The sequence below is a fragment of the Streptomyces sp. NPDC029138 genome, assembly GCF_055564375.1.
In genome coordinates, this window is sequence record NZ_JBVHWM010000095.1 from 1 (window position 1) to 22,686 (window position 22,686).

Consider the following 22,686-nt stretch of genomic DNA (forward strand, 5'->3'; position numbering starts at 1 on the left):
GGTTTTTCCGTGGCCGGGGGGGGGGACGTGCCGGGGGAGGGTGCTTGTGGTGCCACCCCAGGTCGGGGTGTCGGCGGTGACACGCACCGTCTCCTCGCTGTGGGCTGCGATCGTGACCTGCTCGTCGACGGTGAACATGCCGCTGGGCGCGGGAGTGCCGTCGGGCCCGGTGACGTCTGTTGCCAGCTTCAGGGTGACCGGGGTGCTTCCCAGGTTGCGATAGGTGAGGTCCTTGGTGACCGGCTTGTCGTCGGCGTGCGGCCACTGGAGGACGCCGAAGGGCAGCGACGTCTGACGGGTGACCACGGTCTGCTTTGTCGCCGTACGCAGATCGACCCGTCCGGATCCCTGTTGGAAGACGGTGTAGGGACCTGGTGCCGTGGAGGCGGTCAGCGCCTGCTTGATGTCGTCGCCGTTCCACTCGGGGTGCTGCTGGGCGAGGATGGCGGCGGCGCCGGCGACGTGCGGCGTGGCCATGGAGGTGCCGCTGAGAGCCATGTAGCCGTCGGCGACAGGGGTGCCGGGCAGTCCGCTGTCCGCGGCCTTTGCGGCCCCGATGGCCACTCCTGGAGCAGTCAGGTCGGGCTTGACTCCGCCGTCACCGGCTCGGGGGCCGGTACCGGAGAAGGAGGCGAGCTGGTCCTGCTTGTCGACGGCACCGACGGTGAGGGCGGCTTGCGCGCTGCCGGGCGTGCTGATGGTGCCGGCGCCCTGATCGCCGTTGTTGCCGGCGGCGACGACGAAGAGTGTTCCGGTCTCGGCCGACAGTCGGTTGACGGCCTCCTCCATCGGGTCGATCCCCGCCTCGTCCCAGGACCCGAGGCTGAGGTTGACGACGTCGGCCTTCTCAGCCACTGCCCACTCCATGCCGGCAATGATCCCGGACATGTCGCCCGACCCTCGATCGCCGAGGACCTTGCCGTTCAGGATCGCGGCTCCTGGCGCGACGCCCTTGTACCTGCCACCGGACTTCGCGCCGGTGCCGGCCGCGATGGACGCGACGTGCGTACCGTGGCCGTAGCGGTCGTTCGTGTCCGGGGAGTCGGAGAAATTGCGTTCGGCCATCACCTGCCGGGCCAGATCGGGGTGGGTGGTGTCCACACCGGTGTCGAGGACGGCGATGCGTGAGCCGGTGCCGTCGAACCCGGCTGCCCACGCCTGCGGGCCGCCGATCTGCGGCACGCTGGTGTCGAGGGTGGGTCGGACGACGGCGTCGAGCCATACCGAGGCGATACCCGGTGCGGTCATGCGCTGGGTGGCGTCGGCCGGCCCGGTGGTGAGCGTGGACCAGAGCCGTGCGGTGCCGTTGGCGGACGCCGTGACGGCGTCGGCGTCGATGCTGGCCAGAGTGCGATGCGTCCGGGCGCCGGCGCGCAGGGCCGTCCTGGCGGCCGAACGGTCCGTCTCGTACCGCACGATGAGCCGCACGTCATGGCGTTGCGCGTAGGCCGGGGAGCTCAGTGTGGTGATGTCGAACAGGCTTCGGTCCAGCCGGCCGGCCTGGAGGAGACTCCGCGCGTCGGCGGGGACTGCGTAGGTGCGCCCGGCGACGGTCTCGGTGAAGACGGGGATGCCTTCGCGTCCCTTGGCAGGGCGTATGGAGACGATGCCGCCCGTCGCGTTCACCGCGACCCGGTCGCCGGTGATCAGCGGGATCCATCGCCGCACCGCGCCGGCCGGGGCCTCGGGGTCGGTCGGCGACGCGGAGGGCCCGCCGACGGGCCCCGACGCGGTCGGGTCGGCGTACGCCGGAGCGATGGTTGGTATGACCCCCATGACCAGGGCGGCGGCCGCGGCGAGCGCGATCGGCCCTGGTCTGGGAATGGGAAGCGTGGGCAACGAAACTCCTCTCAAGAAGCGAGCAGAGGCTCCTGATGATCAGTCATCGCTGAGGTTTTGCAACGGCATCCGGCTGGCGCCGTTGTGCCATTGCGCACTTGTGTCAGGTGGAGTCCACCGACAGCCTCGGCCAAGGCCTGACGTGCGTGGCGCGCCGATGCCGATCGCGGGAGAGGTCCCGGACCTCCTGTAGGGCCACGACGGCGGGCAGCCGGAAGGCGGTGGCAGTTGCTGGGAGATCTCGGCCAGACGCCGGGTTCGTCCAGCGTCCTGGCCTTGCACCACTACAACTGGCCTTGCACCACTACCGGGGGCGCCATGAAGTACGTCGAGGCGCGCTGGAACCGAGGGAAGCGCGCGTGGCTCCAGTTGATGTTCCTTCTCCCAGCCGAACGTTGATCACCTTCAGGCATGCTGGACGTACGGCATCTGAGGCAGAGCGCAAACTGCCCGACACCTAGGGCTGGCCGGTCGAGGAGGTCGACTTCGGTCGTGAAGACGAGCCGGACGTCGATGGCTGCGTGCTCGTGAAGTACGAGGGGACCGGCGTAGCCGCGCAGGTGGCAGCCGGCTCCGGCTTGAGCGAGTGGTGTCTGGCGGACCCGGCCTGCCGACAAACACGTATGCCCCGCCCGGCGGGCAGGGGTGGCCACGGTTGACATCGGCTCCGGCAAGGACCACGTCATATGGTGACGCCTTCCACGCCAACCACCGGCAGCCCGACGTGCAACGCCCGCTCAGCTGTGAGCGTTGTCCGCGATGACCTGGTCGGGCCTGCGGCGCGATCGGTCCCGGCCGGCGCGAGGGACGCGGACGCGTTCCAGAAGAGGCCAGGCAACGCGTTCCAGAAGAGGCCAGGCCAGTTCGGTCCTCGGCCCATCCGAGCCAGGCGGGCGGGCACTCACACGAACGCCGAGGTAGCCGTACCGATGCGTCGATCACGTGCGCGATCACCGGCGAGCTCCACCTCCCCGGGGACAGTGTGGCCAGAACTCAATCGCCGCTTGCAGTGACCCAAGTAAGAGCATATGCTCGTAAATCCGGAGTGCCAGCGCTTCGCCCGGCGGTGCCGAACTGGGTGCCTGTCACGTTCACTTCAGCTCAAGGGAGAACTCGCCATGGGTGATCTGGTCACCACCGCCATCGAGGCGCACGGCGGTCTGGACCGCTACAGCCAGTACAGCTCGGCCACTGCCCACATCCGCGTTGGCGGCGCGCTGTGGCAGCTGAAAGGGCAGGAAGGGATCCTGGATCATGCGGCTGTTCGGCTCGACCTGCGCCGGCAGCATGCCAGCCACTATCCCTTCACCGCTCCCCACCTGCGGACCTCCTTCACGCCCGAGCGGGTGGCCGTGGAGACCGCCGGCGGCGAGGTGAAGGCCGAGCGATTCGACCCTCGCGCCTCATTCCCGAGCGAATTGCACGCGCCCTGGGACAACCTACAGGTCGCCTATTTCGCCGGGTACGCCATGTGGACGTACCTGACCTCCCCGTTCACCTTCAGCTTTCCCGGATTCACGGCCGTGGAACTGTCTCCGGTCACCGAGGAGGGCGAGACCTGGAGGCGCCTGCGGGTCACCTTCCCGGACCACATCGCGACGCATTGCCGCGAGCAGCTGTTCTACTTCGGCTCCGACGGCCTGCTGCGCAGGCATGATTACACCGCCAAGGTCATCAACGCGGGTCCCGCCGCGCACTATCCCTCGGACTACGAGGAGTTCGACGGGATCATGGTCCCGACCCGGCGGCGGGTCTTCCGGCTGGGCGAGGACGGAAGGGTCTCACGAGACATCGAACTCGTCACCATCGACGTCGAGAGCGTCCTGTTCATCTGACCTTGGAAGCGCTGGGACGAGCGGTCGGCGGAGCGTGACTGGCGTACCAGCCGCGACGCGTGGACAGTGCCACTGCGCCGGTGACGGCCCTCGGCGCTGCTCCCGGTCGGTGGGGATGGGTTCGTACTCGAACTCCCGTGTCCGGGTCTCGTCCCGCCCGAAGAGCGCGGCGCCGCAGACACAGCGCCGGGCGGCCTTGTGGCCGTCGCCGCACGCGAGGGCGCCCCTTGCGGTGGCGGTCGACCGGCTGGCCGCCGGTCGGCGCGGTGACGATGCCGTTCCCGCAGGCAAGAACGGCCCGGCCCGCTCGTCCTCCCGCCGCCCACCCCGGGCGGGCACGGCGGCTTCCGCGCCGAGGGTGCGGAACGGATGGCGCAACGCCATGCGATGCGCCGGAGCATTTCACGCGCCGCGTACAACTCCATCGTCCGGTCGGTCCGCTTGCAGGGCCACCCGGTGACACCTCACAGCCGAGCGGTACGGCCCCAGGGGGTGTCAGCCCCCCGTTGCCGACGCGTCACGCGCGCTCCGGGCCGGATGTCCCGACACCCGTACCGCGGTGGCCGGGACTGAAATCGAAAGGGATATCCATGAACACTTCCTCAGTGGAACCGCCCTCCCGGGCAGGTCAGGACGCGACGCCGTCGGACCATGACGCGCGGGGGGTCTCACGCCGGGCCTTCGTGGGTGGCGCCACCGCGGTCGCCGCCGGTGTCGGGCTCGTGGGCACCTCCGCACCGCCTGCCGCCGCTACTCCCCGAACCTCTCACGGGTTCGGCTCCGTCTCCGGCGTTCCGGAGCTCCCCGCGGGGTTCGAGCGCATCTTCACCAGCCGGCTCGTCCAAGCCAACGGAATACGCCAGCACGCGGTGATCGGTGGCGAGGGACCGCCGTTGCTCCTGGTGCACGGCTGGCCGCAGAACTGGTACGCCTGGCGCCTGCTCATGCCCGAACTGGCCCGGCACTACACCGTCATCGCCGTCGACCAGCGCGGCATCGGACTGACCGACAAGCCCCGCGACGGATACGACACCGGCACCCTCGCCGGCGACCTGGCAGCGCTGATGGACGCTCTCGGCCACGATCGCTTCGCGGTGGTGGGCCATGACACCGGCATGCCGATCGGCTACGCGCTGGCCGCCGACCACTCACACCGAGTCGACCGGCTCGCCGTCGCGGAAGCCGTGATCCCCGGCGTGACACCGTCACCGCCCCTGCTCGGCACGTCCCAGGCCAACAACATGCTGTGGCACTTCCCCTTCAACAGACTGGAGCACGTCAACGAACTCCTCGTCGCGGGGCGGGAGGACATCTACTTCGGCTGGCAGTTGGAGACGAAGGCCGCACGGAAGCTGCCCGCCTATGCCACCCGTCACTACATTCGATCCCTCACCACGCACCGGCACGCACTGCGCGGCAGCTTCGGTTGGTATCGCCAACTCGATGCGACCTTCATGCAGAACGCCGACCGGGTGAAGAAGCGCCTGGCCATGCCGGTCCTGGCGATCGGCGGAGCCGAAAGCGTCGGGCAGGGAGTCGCCACCACGATGAAGCTTGCCGCCGACGACGTGCAGACCCTGGTCATTCCGGGCAGTGGCCACTGGGTCGCCGAAGAAGCGCCCCAGGAACTGCTGACGGCCCTTACGGCGTTCCTGGAGCCGTACCGAGCCACAGCCCTGTCCCGCTCCCGCCGGTAGGCAGCCACATCCGACGGCGGCCGAACCGGCCGAGGGTGGCCTCCAACCCCTCGCGCAAGGAACCGGTTCGACCACCATCACTCGCGCAGAAACGTCATGCTCCCCGGCCAGGCCTCGGAACCACTGCCCGTGGGCCGGCCGGAGACGGGCGGCTCGTCCTCGGCCCGGGCGGCCTCGCGGGTTTCCAGGGCGACCGCGTCCGCGGTCAGGGCCCCGGCCCGCAAGGCTGTGGCCAGCCCGGCGACCAGGTGCTCGTGGGAACGTGCCGGCCCAGCAGCACCTCGATCAAGGCCCGCCTGTCGTCCCGTTCGCCGTGGGCCTTGCGGGCCTGGGCCCACCAGGCGCCGTGGACCGGGGCGAACCTGCCTGCGGAGCGGGCCTGTCCGTGATGCCCGCAACGGCCTCGCGTGGTCGTGTCAGACTCGCCGAGCAGAGCATGACGAATCCGTACGACCTTCCGTGCTCCTTTGCGATGGCGTCCAGTTCGGCCGTCACCTCCGCCGTGGTGCGGGGCTCTCGTCATCGTGGCCGGTTGGCCCGAAGCATGCCGTGCCGGACATCGCCGACCCGCCCGCTGGTGCGGCTGCCGGCCCCGCCGGTGCGCACCAGCCGACCGGCGTGGCGCGCATGGAGGTGACACCCGCCAGTCGGCCGAAAGTCGTACGGTCACCTCGCAAGATCCCTCTTCCGTCGGATTCACGGCCGCGGCGAGTGCAGCAGAGTTCTCCTGTCCACCCCTGAGGAGCGGGGTCGACAGGCCTCCGCGGCTGCACGGGGCGGAAACGGCTTCTCCTCACCGGTGCGACGCTGCGGGCCTTACGGACACCAGTCCCCCGGGCGCCTGCGCCGAACGCGGAGCCGCAGCGATCACGGACGGGCGCTGCCTGTAGAGCCGGCTCCTTCGTGGACACGTCCCTGTCCGTTTCGAAGAGAGGTGGCGCCTGCGAAGCGCTGGTCGACCAGCCTGGTTTTCCCGTCCGCAGGCCGTGAGCCCCCCTGCCGCAGGAACGGCGCTCGGCTTCCTCCGCCGGCGTCCAGCCGTTCTCAGGTCACGTTTGATCCTCTTTGCAGCAGTTGAAGGGCCTGACGCCCGAGCGGCGCAGCCCTCCAACTTCCCACTACACGCAGACTAGGTACAGGACGGGGCTGTTCGCCGTGCCGCTACCCGCGGAGCCGCCCCTGCTCACGAGGGTCCCGTACGTCGTCGTCCGGGAAGCACTGCATCGCCGGGGTCAGAACCGGCCGGCCCCCCGGTACAGCTCCAGTTCGCCGTCCAGTTCGACGGCGAGGACGGTGGCGTGCGGGTCGAGGTCGGACTCGGCCGGCGGGTCGATCCACAGCACCCCGACCGCCTCGTGGAGTCCGCCGATCACCCGGTGGCCGAGTTCGGTGCCGGTGCCGAGGACGGTGACCCTGTTGACCTTGGTGGCCAGGCCCCGGACGCCGATCTCGGCGCGTGGGGCGTCGAACACGGTGAGGTAGAGGGTGCGCCGGTCGGGAGAGAGGGTGCTGGGACCGTAGTGGTGCCCGGCCGGAAGGCCGCGCACGGTGCCGTAGACCGCCTCCGCGTGTTTGCGGATCCACTCCCCCAGCCCCTCCAGGCGCTCGACCTGCGGCTGCGGGATGGTGCCGTCCTCCATGGGACCGACGTCGAGCAGCAGGTTGCCGCCGCCGCCGATGGTCTCGGTGAAGTAGCGGATCAGCTGGGCGAGGGACTTGTGGTTGTGGTCGCGGTGCTGGTAGCCCCACGAGTCGTTGATCGTCAGGCACAGCTCCCAGGGGCCGTCCGGGGGCACGACGGGGGCGCCCTGTTCGGGGGTGGCGTAGTCGCCCTCGCTGAGCATGCGCGCGTTGAAGACGACGTGCGGGACGTACGAGCGGATGAGCGCGGCCAGTTCGGGGATGCGCCACTGCTCCTCGCTGCGGTCCCACTCGCCGTCGAACCACATCAGGTCCGGCCGGTAGCGGGAGGCCAGCTCCCGTATCTGGCCGTCCCGGTAGGCGATGAAACGCTCCCAGGCGTCCAGGTCCTCGTCCTCGGCGGCCACTTCGGAGTAGCGGTTGTCCTCCAGCTCCGGCGGGCGGCCCGGCTTGCGGGTGCTCGCGTAGTCGGGGTGGTTCCAGTCGGAGTGCGAGTAGTACAGGCCGACCTTCAGGCCCCTGTCGCGCAGGGCTTCGGCGTAGGGGCCGAGGTAGTCCCTGCCGAGGTTGAGGTCGCCGTACGCCGTGTCCCACAGGGCGACGCCGTCGTGGTGGCGGCTGGTCAGGACGGCGTATCCGGCGCCGGCGCGGGCGAACAGGTCCGCCCATGCCTCGGGGTCGTAGTGGGCGCCGGTGAAGCGCTCCAGCTGGGACATGTACTGGTCGTGCGGCACGATGTCGTCGTAGAAGGACCAGGACTCCTGGACCCCGTCGACGGCGTAGATGCCCCAGTGCACGAAGATCCCCAACTTGGCGTCGGTGAACCAGGGTTGCATCGCCATGGGTCAGCTCCTGCGCAGGCGGAGGGTAAGGATCTGGAAGGGGCGCAGCTCGACGGGCACGGTGTCGCCGTCGGTGGTCGCGGCCTCCAGGGGGCGCTCGAGCAGGTCGGTGACCTGGGCGTCGGCGAGTGGGAAGCCGGTGCGCAGGATGCCCTGGGCGCGGCCGCCCCGGGACTCGTAGAGGCGGACGACGACATCGCCGGAGGCGTCGTCGGCGAGCTTGACCGCCTCGACGGTCACTCCTTCGCCGTCGACCGAGACGACCGGCTGCGGCTCGCCGGCCGCCTCGGCGACCCGCAGCGGCAGGTTGAGGGCGTAGCCCTCGGCGACGGCGTCCGCGATGCTCGCGCCGGGCAGAAGGGAGTAGGTGAAACGGTGCCGGCCCTGGTCGGCTCCGGGGTCCGGGACGCGCGGGGCGCGGACCAGGGAGAGGCGGACGGTGGTGGTCGTACCGCCGTCCTCGCGGACCGTGCGGGAGACGTCGTGGCCGTACGTCGAGTCGTTGATGACGGCGACGCCGTAGCCGGGCTCCGCGATGTGCAGCCAGCGGTGGCCGGAGACTTCGAAACGGGCCGCCTCCCAGGTGGTGTTGGTGTGGGTGGGCCGTTGGACGTGGCCGAACTGGATCTCGGCGGAGGAGTGCGGGGCGCGGATGTCCACCGGGAAGCCGGCCTTGAGGAACTTCTCGGCCTCGTGCCAGTCGATGTCCGTCTCGAAGTCGATCCGGGGGCTGCCGGCCCGGAGTGTGATCGTCTGGGTGATCTTCGAGCCGTTGCCGAACGAGCGGCTGACACGGATCGCGCCGAGGAGCGGGTCCTGCTCGACGACCGTGATCTCCGTGGTGTCCAGCAGGTCCGTGTAGCGATTCCTGTAGTGCTTGTCGACGTCCCAGGCGTCCCAGTAGTTCGGGAGGTCGGTGTGCAGGCGCAGGAGGTTGCCCTTGTCGGCGAGGACCTCGCGGTTCGCCCGCAGGTCGTACACGGAGGACAGGGTGCCGTCGTCTGCGATCCGTACGCGCACCAAGCCGTTGTCGATGACCTGCCCGTCGACCGTCACCGGCTGCGGAGCCTCGGCGCCGCCGGTCAGCGGCGCGCTGCCGCTCGCCGGGACCTCGACGTGGACCGGCGCACCCGCTCCGTCGCGGACGACCTCGGCGCGGGCGTAGGGGCTGGTGTTGAAGACCCGGGCGGTGCCGGTGCCCAGCGCGGCGATCGCCTCGGCGGTCAGCGCCTCCAGTTCCTCGGCGACACGCGCGTATTCGGCCTCGGCCTCGCGGTGCACCCAGGCGATCGAGGAGCCCGGCAGGATGTCGTGGAACTGGTGGAGCAGGACGGTCTTCCAGAGCCGGTCGAGCTTCTCGTGCGGGTACCGGTAGCCGGGCGCGTGCAGGGCGGCCGTCGTGGCCCACAACTCGGCCTCGCGCAGCTTGTGTTCGCTGCGCCGGTTGCCCTGCTTGGTGCGGGCCTGGGAGGTGTAGGTGGCGCGGTGCAGCTCCAGGTAGAGCTCGCCGACCCAGACCGGCGCGTCCTCGTACTCGGCACGGGCCTTGGCGAAGAACGCGTCCGGGTGCTCGACCTCGACCCGCGGGGAGCCCTCCAGGTTCTTCAGGCGTCGGGCGCGCTCCATGATCTCGCGGGTGGGCCCGCCACCGCCGTCGCCCCAGCCGAACGGGGCCAGCGACCGGGTCGCGGCGCCCTTCTCGGCGTAGTTGCGGACCGCGCGGGACATCTCCTCGCCGCTGAAGCAGGCGTTGTAGGTGTCGACGGGTGGGAAGTGGGTGAAGATGCGGGTGCCGTCGATGCCCTCCCACCAGAAGGTGTGGTGGGGGAACTTGTTGGTCTGGTTCCAGGAGATCTTCTGGGTGAGGAACCATTCGTTGCCGGCCAGCTTGGCGAGCTGCGGGTAGGCAGCGTTGTAGCCGAAGGAGTCGGGCAGCCAGACGCCCTTGGTCTCCACGCCGAAGTGCTCGATGAAGAACCGCTTGCCGTGTACGAACTGGCGGGCGACGGCCTCGCCGCCGGGCAGGTTGCCGTCGGCCTCCACCCACATGCCGCCGACCGGCGCCCACTGGCCCTTCTTGACCGACTCCTGGATGCGGGCCCACACGCGCGGGTAGTTGTCGCGCACCCACTCGTACTGCTGGGCCTGGGAGCAGGCGAAGACGAACTCCTCGTACTCGTCCGCCAGCGATGTCACGTTGGAGAAGGTCCGGGAGGTCTTGCGCTTGGTCTCGCGGACCGGCCACAGCCAGGCCGAGTCGATGTGCGCGTGGCCCACGCCGGAGATGCGGTGGGCGCTCGCGTGCGCCGGCTTCGACAGCACCGGCTTCAGGGCCTCGCGGACGGCGGGCGCCGAGCCGGAGATGTCGTCCAGGTCGAGCAGGTCCATCGCGTGGTCGAGGGCGTGCGTGATCTCGTGCCGGCGCGGGTCGTGCTCGCCCAGCTCCAGCATCAGCTCTCGGAGCACCTGTAGGTCCAGGTCGAGGTGCCAGACCTCTTCGTCGAGGACGGCGATGTCGGCGCGCTTGAAGGTGTAGAGCGGCTTGTCGCCGGCCGTCAGGACGTCGCCGAGCGGGGTCGGGGCCGCGAAGTCGCCTGCGAGGATGTCGGGGTTGGAGGCGGCCTCGAGCAGGTAGTCGATGACCTCCCCGCCGGTCGCCGGGTTGGCGATCGGCACGTACTGGTTGAGCGGGTTGACCGCCTTCAGCGGGGTCCCGTCGGTGAGGTGGACCAGGGCCTCGGCCTGGTTGCCGGGCCAGTCGCCCACGAAGCCGAGGTCGATGACGGCCTCGACGCGGCGACCCGCGAACTCGGCGGGCACCTGGCCGTGCAGCCGGAACCAGGTGGTGCCCCAGGGCGGGCCCCACAGGGTGTCCGTGGCGAACGGCTCGTACGGGGCGGCCGCGGCTTCCTCGAAGGGCACCGGCTCCCCGGGGGCCTGCCAGGCCGCCACCTCGAAGGGCACGGTGGCCGCGTGGATCGCGGGCTTGATGCGCTGGTTGTGGAGGCGCTCTACGCGCTCCTCGATCCGGCGGCGTTCGTCGTGCATGGAGGTCTCCAGAAGAGGGCTGGAAGCGCTTGCTGACCGGCTGGCTAGGTGAGGTAGGCCAGGCCGGGATGGACCGCCGTGTAGCCTTCGACCAGCCGGCGGGCGACGTTGACCGAGTCGACCAGTGGGTGCAGCGCGAACGCCTTCACGGCCGTCGCGCGGGAGCCGGACTCGGCGGCCGCGAGCACCTCGCGCTCGACGGCCTTCACCGCGCAGACGAGGCCGGTGGCGTGGTCGGGCAGCGGGTCGACGGCGACCGGGTGGGCGCCGTTGGCGTCGACGAAGCAGGGCACCTCGATGACGGCCTCACCGTCGAGCACGGACAGGGTGCTGCGGTTGCGGACGTTGAGGATCAGGGTGGTGCGCTCGTCGCGGGCGATGGCGCGCATCAGGGCGAGGGCGACCTTCTCGTAGCCGCCGGAGAGGTCGTCGGCGTCGCGTTCGCCGGCGCCCGCGGTCTCGCGGTTCTCGGCCATGTAGGTCGCCTCGCGCTCGGCGCGGGTGCGGTTCCAGACGTCCAGGGCCTTCCTGCCCGGGTCCCTGACCTGCTGGTAGAAGTGCGCCTGCTGGTCGCGCAGGAAGGCGCCGCGGGTCTTTTGGGCCTGCTGGTAGGCGCGGACGGCCTCGCGATTGAAGTAGTAGTAGTGCAGGTATTCGTTGGGGATCGCGCCGAGGGACCGCAGCCAGTCGGTGCCGAAGAGCTTGCCCTCCTCGAAGGAGCCGAGCAGGCCGGGGTCGGCGAGCAGGCGCGGGAGTTCGTCCCGGCCCGCGATGCGCAGGCCGCGCACCCAGCCGAGGTGGTTGAGGCCGACGTAGTCGATCCAGGCCTCCTGCGGATTGGCACCCAGGACCCGGGCGATACGGCGGCCCAGGCCGACCGGGGAGTCGCAGATGCCGATGACGCGGTCGCCGAGGTGGCGGGACATGGCCTCGGTGACCAGGCCGGCGGGGTTGGTGAAGTTGATGACCCAGGCATCGGGGGCGAGGCGGGCCACCCGCTGGGCGATGTCAACGGCGACGGGGACCGTCCGCAGACCGTATGCGATGCCGCCCGCGCCGACCGTCTCCTGGCCGAGCACGCCCTCGTCCAGCGCGACCCGCTCGTCGTTCGCACGGCCTTCCAGGCCGCCGACGCGGATCGCGGAGAAGACGAAGTCGGCACCGCGCAGGGCCTCGTCGAGGCAGGTGCTGACGGTCACGGTGGGGGCGTCGTCGACGGTCGACGCCTGTTCAGCGAGCACACGGGCGACTGCATGCAGTCGGCTGTCGTCGAGATCGTGCAGGACGACCTCGGTCACCCGCCCCTCGCCGCGGTCCGTCAGCAGTGCCCCGTACACCAGCGGCACCCGGAATCCACCGCCGCCCAGGATCGTCAGTTTCACGTCCGTACCCTTCCTGCTCCTGCCATGACCACCTCGACGCCGGCCTCCTCCAGGGAGGACCGGGTCGCCGGGTCGATGGGAGCGTTGGTCACCACCATGTCCAGGTGCTCGGGACCGCATACCTTCGCCATGCCCGTACCTGGGAACTTGGCCGCATCGGCGAGCAGCACGACCTTGTCGCTCGCATTGATCATGGCGCGCTTGACCGGCACCTCCACGACCGTCGTGTCCATCACCTGTCCGCCCGGACGGACGCCGCTGGTGCCCAGGAACAGCCAGTCGGCGTGCAGCTGGCGCAGGTTGTCCTCGGTGAGGAAGCCGACCAGGGACCGGTACTCGCGCCGGACCATGCCGCCGAGCAGCACCAGTTCGATGCCCTCGTCGTCGGCGAGCTCCTCGTAGACCACCAGGTTGCTCGTGATGACCGTGAGGCGGCGGCCGTGCAAGTGGCGGGCCAGCCGGTAGGCGGTGGTGCCGATGTCGAGCAGCACCGACTGGCCGTCGGCGACCATGGCCGCGGCCCGCTCCGCTATGGCGTCCTTCTCGGCCACGCGCACCTCGGCGACCTCGGCGAAGGGCTGGTCGCCCTCCTCCACGACCGCGCCGCCGTGCACCCGCGTGAGCAACCCGTCCTCCTCCAGCTTGACCAGGTCGCGCCGGATCGTGGCGGGACTCACGCCCAGCTGCTCGGAGAGATCGGTCACGGCGGCGGGACCACCCGAGCGCAGGGCCCGCAGGATGAGTTGATGTCGTCGTTCTGCCAGCACGCCGTGAACACTACTCTTCATCTTCAATCAAATCCATGCTCACTTCTGCTCGACTATTGACCAATGTCGGCGAGCGGCGCACGATTCCGGTCATCGAAATTGACGACTTCTGACGAGAGGGTGGCGTGTGGACGACGACAGGCCCGATGTGCTGCTGACCGGGCTGCTCTTCTACGACCTCGTCCTCACGGGGCTCCCGCAGCCGCCGACACCGGGCGAGGAGATCTGGACGGCCGGCATGGGCTGCGGCCCCGGCGGGATCGCGAACCTCGCGGTGGCCGCGTCCCGGTTCGGTCTGCGCACCTCGCTGGCCACGGTCTTCGGCGACGACTTCTACGGCGCGCACTGCCGGGACGTCCTGCGCGACCAGGAGGACGTCGACCTCTCGCTCTCCCGCATCGCGGACGGCTGGCCCACCCCGGTCACCGTCTCCCTCGCGCACGGCAACGACCGCGCCCTGGTCACCCACGGCCAGGAACCGCCGTACTCGCAGGACGCGCTGATGGGCGACCCGCCCCAGGCCCGCACCGCCCTGGTGCACATCGAGGCCGAACCCCGCGAGTGGATCGCCAAGGCGGCCGCGAACGGCACCCACATCTACGCGGACGTCGGCTGGGACCCCACCCGGCAGTGGTCCCGGGACCTCCTCGACCAGCTCGCCCTGTGCCACGCCTTCCTCCCCAACGAACACGAGGCCATGGCCTACACCCGCACCGACACCGCGGCCGCCGCGCTGGGCGCGCTCGCCGAGCTGGTCCCGGTGGCGGTGGTGACGCGCGGCGGCCACGGCGCGGTGGCCGTCGACCAGACGACCGGCGAGTACGCGGAGGTTCCGGCCCTCGACGTGGACGTCCTCGACGCGACGGGCGCCGGGGACGTCTTCGGGGCGAGCTTCGTCGCCGCCTCGCTGGGCGGCTGGCCGCTCGCGGAACGGCTGCGATTCGCCGTCCTCGCCGCCGGACTGTCCGTCCAGCACCACGGCGGCGCTCTCGCCGCCCCCGGCTGGTACGGCGTCGACCGCTGGTGGCGCTGTTCGCCGGCCGACCCCGACCTGAAGCGCGCCTACGGCTTCCTCGCGGACCGGCTGCCGGCCGACCCCGGCCCACCGGTGCGGTACGCACCCGTCACTCCCCCCGCACGGCAGCACTGACCCACCCCACCCCCACGCTCATGTGAAGTCACGAAAAGATCCGAAAGGCGGTGGGAGCTGTGCGGCTCTCACGTAGAGGCCTGCTGCGCGCGGGCCTGGCCGGTACGGCCGCCACGGCGCTCGGCGGCCTGGCGTCCGGCTGTGCCGTTCCGACCGGTTCCACCGGCCGGAACATGGTCCTGTGGTACTGGGACGGCGGGCTCAGCGACACAGTCGTCCAGAAGGCGAAGGCCCGCTACGACGCGAACGTCGACCTTCAGGCCATCAAGATCGGCGGATACTACCGGTCGAAACTGCTCACCACCATGACCGGCCGGGCCCACATCCCCGACATCGCGGGCCTCAAGGGCGAGGACATGGCGTCCTACCTGCCCAACGCCGACCAGTTCGTCGACCTCAGGACCTTGGGCGCCGACAAGTACAAGAGCCAGTACCTGTCATGGAAGTGGGAGCAGGGTCTCGCCGACGACGGCACGATGGTCGGGTTTCCGATCGACTGCGGGCCGGTCGCGCACTTCTACCAGTACACCGTCTTCCAGAAGGCGGGGCTGCCCTACGAACCCGACGACGTCTCCCAGCAGCTGAACACCTGGGAGAAGTTCTTCGCGGCCGGCGAGCAACTGAGGAAGAGGATCCCGGGGAGCTGTCTGCTCACCGACATCACGTCCGTCTTCACCAACGTGGTGCAGCAAGGCAGCGAGCGGTACGTCGACAAGGACCGGCACTTCATCGGAGACCAGGCACATGTGCGCGACGCCTGGGCGCTGGCCGTGGAGGCCAAGCAGCGGAAGATCGTGTCCGACCTGGTCACGGGCACACCGGACCAGCTGTCGGCCGTGCAGGACGGCAAGCTGCCCAGCCAGCTCGGCGCCTCGTGGGCGACGTACGACCTCAAGAGCGGGGTGCCGAAGACCAAGGGCAAGTGGCGCGTGGCGCAGATGCCGGTCCGGCCCTCCAACAGCGGCGGATCGTTCCTGTCGATCACCAAGGCGTGCCGGGAGCCCGAGCAGGCGTTCCAGATCATCACCTGGATCCTGAACGCCGCCAACCAGGCCCCGGGGTACGTCGATGCGGGTCTGTTCCCCTCCACCCCCGCCACGTACGACATGAAGCAACTGCGGGAGCCGGACCCCTTCTTCGGCGGTCAGGTCACCACCGACGTCTTCGGCCCCGCCGCGCAGAAGATCGTGGTCGCCTACAACAGCCCGTACGACGTAGCACTCTCGCAGCCCATCCTCGACGAGATCAAGAACGTCGGCGTCCTCGGCAAGGACCCGAAGAAGGCCTGGAGTGACGCCATGAGCAAGTGCCGCCGGATCGCCCAGCACCTGGGGGTGAGCTACTGATGGCCACCGCACTCGAAAAGCCCGCGCCGACCGTGGAGAGCCTCCCGACCGGCCGTCCCCGCAGGGGTCTGCGCACGTACTGGCACCTCTACGCCGCGATCTCCCCCTTCTACCTTCTCTTCCTCTGCTTCGGCCTGATCCCGGTCGGCTTCTCGCTCTACGTCTCCCTTCACCGCTGGGACGGCCTCGGCTCGATGGAGTGGGCGGGCCTGTCGCAGTACCAGTACCTGCTGAGTGACAGCGACTTCTGGCAGTCGGTCGGAAACACCATCGTCATCTGGGCGCTGGCCACCTTCCCCATGATCTTCCTGGCGATGGTGACGGCCGTGATGCTCAACTCGGCGGTCCGCTTCAAGAACGCCTACCGCTTCGCCTACTTCCTGCCGAACGTCACCTCGGTGGTCGCCATCGCGATCGTCTTCGGCTCGGTCTTCTCCACCAACTTCGGTCTGGTGAACGCCCTCTTGCAGGCGGTCGGCCTCGATCAGGTGGCGTGGCTGAACACGCCGTGGGGCATCAAGATCGCCATCGCGACGCTGATGACCTGGCAGTGGACCGGCTACAACGCGATCATCTTCCTGGCCGGCCTCCAGACCGTCCCGAGCGAGCTGTACGAGGCAGCCCGCATGGACGGCGCCGGTCCCGTGCAGACCTTCTTCCGGATCACGCTGCCGATGCTGCGGCCGGTGCTGCTGTTCGTGCTCGTGGTGTCCACGGTCACCGGCCTGCAGAGCTTCTCCGAACCGCAGGTGCTGCTGCAGAACACGGCCAACGAGTCGACGTTCTCCGGTGGTCCCGGCCACGCGGGCCGGACAATGGTCCTCTACTTCTTCCAGCAGACCTTCGACAACAACGACTTCGGCTACGGAGCCGCCGTGGCGTGGGGCGTCTTCCTCGTCGTCATCCTCTTCTCGATCGTCAACTGGCGCCTGGTGAAGCGTCGGGGCGAAGACTAGGAAGGCCGATCACCATGGCATCCATTCAAGGAACCCGCAGGCCAAAGCGCATACAGGGAACCTTCGCCCGGGGCATCGCGCTGCACGCCGTACTCATCGTCGGTCTGCTGCTGTCGGCCTTCCCGTTCTACTGGGCCGTCATCATGTCGACGCACACGTCGTCGGATATCTTCGCCTATCCGCCGAAGCTGCTGCCGGGCTCGCACTTCCTGGAGAACGTCCGCCACCTCTTCCACAGCGTGGCCTTCTTCGGCTCGATGTGGAACTCGCTGCTGGTGGCGGGCTCGGTGACCTTCCTGGTCCTGTTCTTCGACTCGCTGGCGGCCTTCGTCTTCGCCAAGTTCGACTTCCCCGGCAAGAACGTGCTGTTCGCACTGCTCATGGTCATCTTCATGGTGCCGGCGCAGCTGTCCGCCATCCCACAGTTCGTGATCATGGCAAAGCTCGGCTGGATCGGCACGATGACCTCACTGATCGTGCCGGCCGCGGCCAACGCGTTCGGCATCTTCTGGATGCGCCAGTACATGAAGGGCGCCATCCACGACGAACTCCTCGACGCCTCCCGCATCGACGGCGCGAACTTCCTCCGCCAGTACTGGCACGTCGCCCTGCCGGTCGTCCGGCCCGGCCTGGCCTTCCTCGGCATCTTCACCTTCATGGGCCAGTGGAACGACTACGCCTGGCCCCTGATCGCCCTCACCAACCCCAGCAACGTCACCCTCCAGGTGGCCCTGTCCCAGCTCAACGGCACGCACGGCACCACCGACTACGGAATCGTCGTGACCGGCGCACTCCTCGCCCTCATCCCCCTGCTGATCGTCTTCGCGATCGGCGCCAAGCAGATCATCGGCGACCTCGGCAAGGGAGCCATCCGTTGATGGACCCGCTTCTGGCACTCCGCCCCTGGCAGGCACCCGAGGTGACATCCTGGGGGCGGCTGCCGATGAACGCCGTCGACCGGCGCTCCGGCGCCCTCTCCCTGGACGGCGACTGGCGCTTTCAGCTCCTGCCGACGCCGGAGGCGACGGTCCACGGCACATGGTCGACGGCGCACGTCCCGGGCGCGTGGACCATGCAGGACACCGACGACCTGCCGCAGTACACCAATGTCCGTATGCCGTACGCGGAATTCCCTCCACAGTCGCCCGCCGCCAATCCCACCGGTGTGTACGAACGACACGTGGACGTCCCCGCCGACTGGGCCGGCCGCCGGATCGTCCTGCATGTCGGGGCCGCCGAGAGCGTGCTGCTGGTCCACGTCGACGGACGGCCCGTCGGCGTCTCCAAGGACTCCCACCTGGCCGCCGAGTTCGACCTGACCGACGTCGTACGCCCCGGTGAGCCCTCGGTCGTACGGCTGACGGTGGTCAAGTGGTCCGACGCCACGCACATCGAGGACCAGGACCAGTGGTGGCACGGCGGGATCACCCGTTCCGTGCTGCTGTACACGACCGACCCCCTGCATCTCGCGGACGTGACCGTACGGGCACGCCAGGACGGCGACCTGCGAGTGGACTGCCTGGTGCGCAACGCGGCGGGCGACCGGGCGCTGCCCGAGGGCTGGTACGTCACCGGTGATCTGGACGGTGACCTCCTCTTCCAGGACGCCGAGTTCGACCGGCTCAACGCAGAGGACGAGCGGGTCTCCGACTTCCTGGGCGAGGCCCGTATCCACGCCGTCGTGCCGGAGGTGCGCATCTGGAACGCGGAGCAGCCCGAGCTGTACGGGCTGACCGTCCGGCTGCACCGCTCGGACGGCACGGTCGCCGACTCCTCGTACCAGCGCATCGGCTTCCGGGACGTCGCAATCGTCGGCCGGGACCTGCTGGTCAACGGCGAGCGGGTCTTCATCCGCGGCGTCAACCGGCACGACTTCCATCCGCTGACCGGGCGGACGGTGTCGTACGACGACATGCGCGCGGACCTGGTGCTGCTGAAGCGGTTCGGCTTCAACGCGATCCGCACATCGCACTACCCGAACGATCCGTGGCTGTACGACCTCGCCGACGAACTGGGCTTCTACGTCGTCGACGAGGCGGACATCGAGTCCCACGACCACGCCCATGAGATCGCCGACGACCCGCGCTACCTGAACGCCTTCGTGGATCGCGTCGCGCGCATGGTGCTGCGCGACAGGAACCACCCCTCGATCATCGTCTGGTCGCTGGGCAACGAGTCCGACTACGGCGCCAACCACGACGCGGCGGCGGGCTGGGTGCGCCGGCACGATCCCACCCGGCCGATCCAGTACGAAGGCGCGGCCAAGCGCGGCTGGGCGGACCCGGACGTGGCATCCGACATCGCCTGCCCCATGTACGCGCCGCTGGAGGACTGCCTGTCACACGCGCTGTCCGGGCAGCAGACCAAGCCCCTGATCCAGTGCGAGTACTCGCATGCGATGGGCAACAGCAACGGCACGCTGGCCGACCACTGGGCCGCCATCGAGTCCACTCCGGGCCTTCAGGGCGGGTTCGTCTGGGAGTTCCGGGACCACGGAATTCTCCAGCGCGTGAGCGACGGCAGGCCGGTCGGGCGCGCGGGCGCCGAACTGTACGACAACGGTGTCGCCGCGCCCGGCCACCGCTGGGCGTACGGCGGTGACTTCGGCGAGACCCTGCACGACGGGGCGTTCGTCGCGGACGGGATCGTCTTCCCCGACCGCACTCCCAAGCCCGTGATGTACGAGCACCGGGAGATCGCGGCGCCGGTCCGCATCCGATCCTTCGGGCACGAGGGCATCGTCCTCGCCAACCATCAGCACTTTCGCGGCCTGGACTGGCTGACGGGCACCTGGGAGCTGACGCTGGCCGACGGCCGTACCCTGACCGGCCCGGCCGAACTGCCCGACCTGCGGCCGGGTGAGACCGCGGCCGTACCGCTGCCGTTCGCGGTGCCGGCCGACGGGGGCGAGGCGTGGCTGACGCTGCGGGTGACGACGGCCGAGGACCAGGCGTGGGCACCGGCCGGTACGGAGGTGTGCGTGCCCCAGATCCGGTTGCGGGCGGCGGACGCCCCGAAGGAGCCGGTCGTGGCCGGGCCGGCCGTCGAAGTGGACCCCGAGGGGCTGCTGCGCCACCCGCTGCTGACCACCGCCCCGACGCTGTCGCTGTGGCGGGCGCCCACCGACAACGACGAGCTGGGCGGGATGGCGCTGCGCTGGCGCGCCTGGGGCCTGGACCGAATGGTGCGCAAGGTGATCTCCGTACACCGGGACGGCGAACGGGTGACCGTGGAGTCCGAGTATGCCTGCACCCTCGGAGTGGTACGGCACCGGCAGGAATTCACGTCTGTCGAGGGCGGCGTCCGCGTCGACGAGTCGGCCGAGCTGCCCGAGGAGTTCCACGACGTCGCCCGGATCGGCTCGGTCTTCGAGACGGTGGCCGGGCTCGATCTGCTGGAGTGGTTCGGACAGGGTCCCTGGGAGTCGTATCCGGACCGGGCCGCCGGGGCACCGGTCGGCCACCACGCACTGCCCGTCGACGACCTGTTCACCCCGTACCTGCGGCCCCAGGAAAGCGGCGGCCGGCACGGCGTACGGCGGTTCACGCTGTCGTCGCCCGGCGCCACCGGACTCGCGGTCGAGCTGGACGAGCCCCGCCAGGTCTCCGTCACCCGCTACCGCGCCGAGGACCTCACCGCCGCCGCGCACCACGACGAACTCACGCCGCGGACCGGCTGTGTGGTCCACATCGACGCCGCACACCGGGGCCTCGGTACGGCCTCCTGCGGCCCCGACACCTTCCCCGCCTACCTCGTCACACCGGGGGTGCACCGGTGGAGCTGGACCCTGCGCATGGTGTGAGTCCCCCGGCGTCTCCGGCGGTGCCGTAACCGACGTCATCTTCACCCCGGTCGACGGTCAAGGCCTTGCGATGGACTGGTCGCCGCTGCACAGTGGTCTGTGCGGCCACACTAGTCCTGGCCGGCGTCGGGTACGGGTGCCGTCGCCGAACCGCGTGCATGACATCCGACGGCGGCCTGGACGACGCGGGCGTGCGGTCATCGCGCCCCGGCCTCCTCCAGCCAGACGTACCCCGCGAAGTCTCCCGTGGGGCCCTCCCTGCGGTAGGAGAACAACTCGGGGCTCTCGACGGTGCAGCGGTGGTCGTGGCGGACGTCCGTGACCCCGCAGTCGAGGAGCTGACCCAGCACGGCGGCTCTCAGGTCGATGGACGGTGTGCCCTTGGTGGTGACGGCCGACGCGGCGGGGTGAAGGGCCGCCATCTCGTCCCGCATGGCGCGCGGCACCTCGTAGCAGCTCGCACACACCATGGGTCCCACGAGTGCCGTCGTGCGTGCCGGGTCGGCACCGCGGCGCGTCATCTCCCGGACAGTGGCGGTCACGACCCCGGACGCAAGACCGGTCCGGCCCGCGTGGGCGCAGCCCACCACCCCGGCGTCAGAGTCCGCGAGCAGGACCGGGGCGCAGTCGGCGACGAACACGGCCAGGGCCAGCCCGGCCCGGTCGGTGCAGATGCCGTCCGTCGGAGGCGGAGAGTCACCGAAAGGCTCCGTCACCCACCGTACGTCCGCACCGTGCACCTGCCGCATGAACACCACGCGGTCGGGGGCGAGTCCGAACCCGGTCGCGGTGCGCGCGCGGTTGGCCCGGATGACCTCCGCGCAGTCCGCGCCGAGCCGGCGCCGCTCGTCCGGGGGCAGCCTGAGCCCGTGGGACCGGTCGGTGAAGGCCATGTATGCCCTGCCGATGACTAGCATGTCACTTCCCTTCCGGCCCGTACGGCACTGATCACGTCGAAGAAGCCGGTGTAGTTGGCCACGACATCGATGCGGCCCGGCGGCGCCGCCTCGCACGCCTCGCGCAGGGAGTCGGCCACGGTGAACTCGATGCCGTCCACGTGCAGGCGCACGGCGAGGTCGAGGCGCCTGTCCCCGGTGACGAAGACGGTCGGGCCCGCGATCCTGCGGAATTCGACGTCCCAGATCCAGGAGGGGTCGTGCCCGTCGATCCTGCGGGAGTTGAGCACGATGACGACGACTTCGGCCTCGCCGAGGACTTCGAACGTCTCCATCCAGCTCGCGGGGTTCTTCGCGAGGAGCAGCCGCACCTCGCGGGAACCGACCTCGACGCTCTCGTACCGGCCGCTGACCGAACCCACCCGCTCCAGGCGTGATACCGCCTGTTCCGGCTCGGCTCCGAGCACGTTCCCCGCAGCCAGCGCCATGGCCGCGTTGATCTGGTTGGCCCGGCCGGGCAGGGCGAGGTCCGGCCGAAAGGAACGGGAGCCGGTACGCCACACCAGGCGTCCGTCCTCGACGGTCCAGTCGGGCCGCGGGGCGCCGTTCGGGCACTGCGAGCACCGCCACGGCTCCCCCCGTGCGATCCGCAGAGTCCCTCCGCAGTCCGGGCAGTGAACGGAGTCCTCCGACCACTGGCCTCCGCCCGCCACCCAGATCACCCGGCGGGCGGCCGTGGCCACCCAGCAGATCAGCGGATCGTCACTGTTGGCGACGACGGTGGTGTCCTCAAGACCGGTGAGTGTGGTCCGCCACCGTTCGGCCAGGACACGTGGTTCCGGATTGCGGTCGAGCTGGTCCCGGCTCAGGTTCAGCAGGACGACGACCGCGGGACGTATCTCCGAGCACACGGACGGAAAATGGCGTTCGTCCACCTCGATGACCCCGAAGCGGGCCGAGGGAGCCTTGATGAGGGCGGTGGCGATCCCGTGGGGAAGGTTCGCGCCGCTGCTGTTGGCGGCCACACTGCCGAGGGACTCCAGCGTCACCGCGGTCAGGGCGGAGGTCGTCGTCTTGCCGTTCGTGCCGGTGACGAGGACCGTTTGCATCGAGCGGCCCAGTTCCCCGAGCACTCCGGGGGAGAAGTACAACGTCGTGTCGCCGAGGACGCCTCCGGCGCCCTTCCACCCCATGCGCCGGTAGACCGCGCTCGCCGCCCTGCCCAGGAGCAGGGCGAGTCTGCTGCGCAGGCTCAGCCGCTGTCGGAGTCCGCGGCGGGAAGGTGTGCCGGGCGACTCCCGGACGTGCGGCTCCGCTTCGCGTGTCCGGCCGTCGAGGGCCGGCACGGTGCCGTCCACCGTTCTGCTCTCGGGCACCCTGGCGCCGACGGCCGGGACGGCCAACTCCTCACCCTCCACGTGTTTCCCTTCGCCTCACGGTGGCGGATGCCGGCCTGCCGTGTAGGGTGCGCCGGCCCACCCCGTC

General features: G+C 70.0%; 15 protein-coding genes. 7 read left to right on the forward strand and 8 right to left on the reverse strand.

Features of this window, described 5'->3' with window-relative positions; all coding sequences use genetic code 11:
* The coding region (locus ACZ4WH_RS40640) for a S8 family serine peptidase (RefSeq protein WP_468190507.1) at window positions 1-1,839 on the reverse strand (1,839 nt) is incomplete at its 3' end.
* A gap of 1,118 nt (window positions 1,840-2,957) precedes the next feature.
* On the opposite strand from ACZ4WH_RS40640, the gene ACZ4WH_RS40645 reads away from it, so the two are divergent.
* Window positions 2,958-3,674 (forward strand): hypothetical protein, encoded by a 717-nt coding sequence (locus tag ACZ4WH_RS40645; RefSeq protein WP_468190509.1) that lies wholly within the window; start codon window positions 2,958-2,960, stop codon window positions 3,672-3,674.
* Between the two features lie 869 nt (window positions 3,675-4,543).
* Window positions 4,544-5,371, forward strand: coding sequence for an alpha/beta fold hydrolase (locus tag ACZ4WH_RS40650; protein ID WP_468190511.1), 828 nt, complete (start codon window positions 4,544-4,546; stop codon window positions 5,369-5,371).
* A gap of 77 nt (window positions 5,372-5,448) precedes the next feature.
* On the opposite strand, the gene ACZ4WH_RS40655 is transcribed toward ACZ4WH_RS40650, so the two are convergent.
* The 5 genes from ACZ4WH_RS40655 to ACZ4WH_RS40675 form a co-directional block, all read right to left on the reverse strand.
* The gene (locus tag ACZ4WH_RS40655; protein WP_468190513.1) at window positions 5,449-5,595 is read right to left on the reverse strand and encodes a hypothetical protein; all 147 of its coding nucleotides are present in this window, start codon (window positions 5,593-5,595) and stop codon (window positions 5,449-5,451) included.
* Between the two features lie 1,008 nt (window positions 5,596-6,603).
* Complete coding sequence (locus tag ACZ4WH_RS40660) at window positions 6,604-7,854, reverse strand: alpha-L-fucosidase (RefSeq protein WP_468190515.1); 1,251 nt, start codon at window positions 7,852-7,854, stop codon at window positions 6,604-6,606.
* A 3-nt stretch (window positions 7,855-7,857) separates the two neighbouring features.
* Window positions 7,858-10,902: an alpha-mannosidase gene (locus ACZ4WH_RS40665; RefSeq protein ID WP_468190517.1), complete on the reverse strand. Its 3,045-nt coding sequence runs from the start codon at window positions 10,900-10,902 to the stop codon at window positions 7,858-7,860.
* Window positions 10,903-10,946: 44 nt separating this feature from the next.
* Window positions 10,947-12,284, reverse strand: coding sequence for a 6-phospho-beta-glucosidase (locus ACZ4WH_RS40670; RefSeq protein WP_468190519.1), 1,338 nt, complete (start codon window positions 12,282-12,284; stop codon window positions 10,947-10,949).
* Complete coding sequence (locus tag ACZ4WH_RS40675) at window positions 12,281-13,051, reverse strand: DeoR/GlpR family DNA-binding transcription regulator (RefSeq protein ID WP_468190521.1); 771 nt, start codon at window positions 13,049-13,051, stop codon at window positions 12,281-12,283. The genes ACZ4WH_RS40670 and ACZ4WH_RS40675 overlap by 4 nt, the downstream gene beginning before the upstream one ends.
* A gap of 127 nt (window positions 13,052-13,178) precedes the next feature.
* Here ACZ4WH_RS40675 and ACZ4WH_RS40680 point away from each other — a divergent pair, with 127 nt between their 5' ends.
* The 5 genes from ACZ4WH_RS40680 to ACZ4WH_RS40700 are packed head-to-tail and all read left to right on the forward strand — an operon-like array spanning window position 13,179 to window position 20,305.
* Complete coding sequence (locus ACZ4WH_RS40680; protein WP_468190523.1) at window positions 13,179-14,201, forward strand: carbohydrate kinase family protein; 1,023 nt, start codon at window positions 13,179-13,181, stop codon at window positions 14,199-14,201.
* Between the two features lie 59 nt (window positions 14,202-14,260).
* A complete protein-coding gene (locus tag ACZ4WH_RS40685; protein ID WP_468190525.1) occupies window positions 14,261-15,547 on the forward strand; it encodes an ABC transporter substrate-binding protein in 1,287 nt (428 codons plus the stop codon).
* Entirely contained in the window at window positions 15,547-16,503 is a 957-nt protein-coding gene (locus ACZ4WH_RS40690; RefSeq protein WP_468190527.1) for a carbohydrate ABC transporter permease, read from the forward strand. Before ACZ4WH_RS40685 ends, ACZ4WH_RS40690 begins: the two co-directional genes overlap by 1 nt.
* Before the next feature lie 14 nt (window positions 16,504-16,517).
* Complete coding sequence (locus tag ACZ4WH_RS40695) at window positions 16,518-17,381, forward strand: carbohydrate ABC transporter permease (protein WP_468190529.1); 864 nt, start codon at window positions 16,518-16,520, stop codon at window positions 17,379-17,381.
* Complete coding sequence (locus ACZ4WH_RS40700) at window positions 17,381-20,305, forward strand: glycoside hydrolase family 2 TIM barrel-domain containing protein (RefSeq protein ID WP_468190531.1); 2,925 nt, start codon at window positions 17,381-17,383, stop codon at window positions 20,303-20,305. The genes ACZ4WH_RS40695 and ACZ4WH_RS40700 overlap by 1 nt, the downstream gene beginning before the upstream one ends.
* Window positions 20,306-20,502: 197 nt before the next feature.
* On the opposite strand, the gene pgeF is transcribed toward ACZ4WH_RS40700, so the two are convergent.
* Both pgeF and ACZ4WH_RS40710 read right to left on the reverse strand, forming a co-directional pair.
* Complete coding sequence (gene pgeF / locus ACZ4WH_RS40705) at window positions 20,503-21,222, reverse strand: peptidoglycan editing factor PgeF (protein WP_468190532.1); 720 nt, start codon at window positions 21,220-21,222, stop codon at window positions 20,503-20,505.
* Window positions 21,216-22,619: a MurT ligase domain-containing protein gene (locus ACZ4WH_RS40710; RefSeq protein WP_468190534.1), complete on the reverse strand. Its 1,404-nt coding sequence runs from the start codon at window positions 22,617-22,619 to the stop codon at window positions 21,216-21,218. Before ACZ4WH_RS40710 ends, pgeF begins: the two co-directional genes overlap by 7 nt.
* Between the last annotated feature and the right edge of the window lie 67 nt (window positions 22,620-22,686).

Excerpts from the sequence above, each read along its gene's own strand:
- ACZ4WH_RS40700 (WP_468190531.1), top strand. The coding sequence starts at position 17,381 with ATGGACCCGCTTCTGGCACTCCGCCCCTGGCAGGCACCCGAGGTGACA.
- ACZ4WH_RS40665 (WP_468190517.1), bottom strand. The coding sequence starts at position 10,902 with ATGCACGACGAACGCCGCCGGATCGAGGAGCGCGTAGAGCGCCTCCAC.
- ACZ4WH_RS40645 (WP_468190509.1), top strand. The coding sequence starts at position 2,958 with ATGGGTGATCTGGTCACCACCGCCATCGAGGCGCACGGCGGTCTGGAC.
- pgeF (WP_468190532.1), bottom strand. The coding sequence starts at position 21,222 with ATGCTAGTCATCGGCAGGGCATACATGGCCTTCACCGACCGGTCCCAC.
- ACZ4WH_RS40695 (WP_468190529.1), top strand. The coding sequence starts at position 16,518 with ATGGCATCCATTCAAGGAACCCGCAGGCCAAAGCGCATACAGGGAACC.
- ACZ4WH_RS40690 (WP_468190527.1), top strand. The coding sequence starts at position 15,547 with ATGGCCACCGCACTCGAAAAGCCCGCGCCGACCGTGGAGAGCCTCCCG.
- ACZ4WH_RS40660 (WP_468190515.1), bottom strand. The coding sequence starts at position 7,854 with ATGGCGATGCAACCCTGGTTCACCGACGCCAAGTTGGGGATCTTCGTG.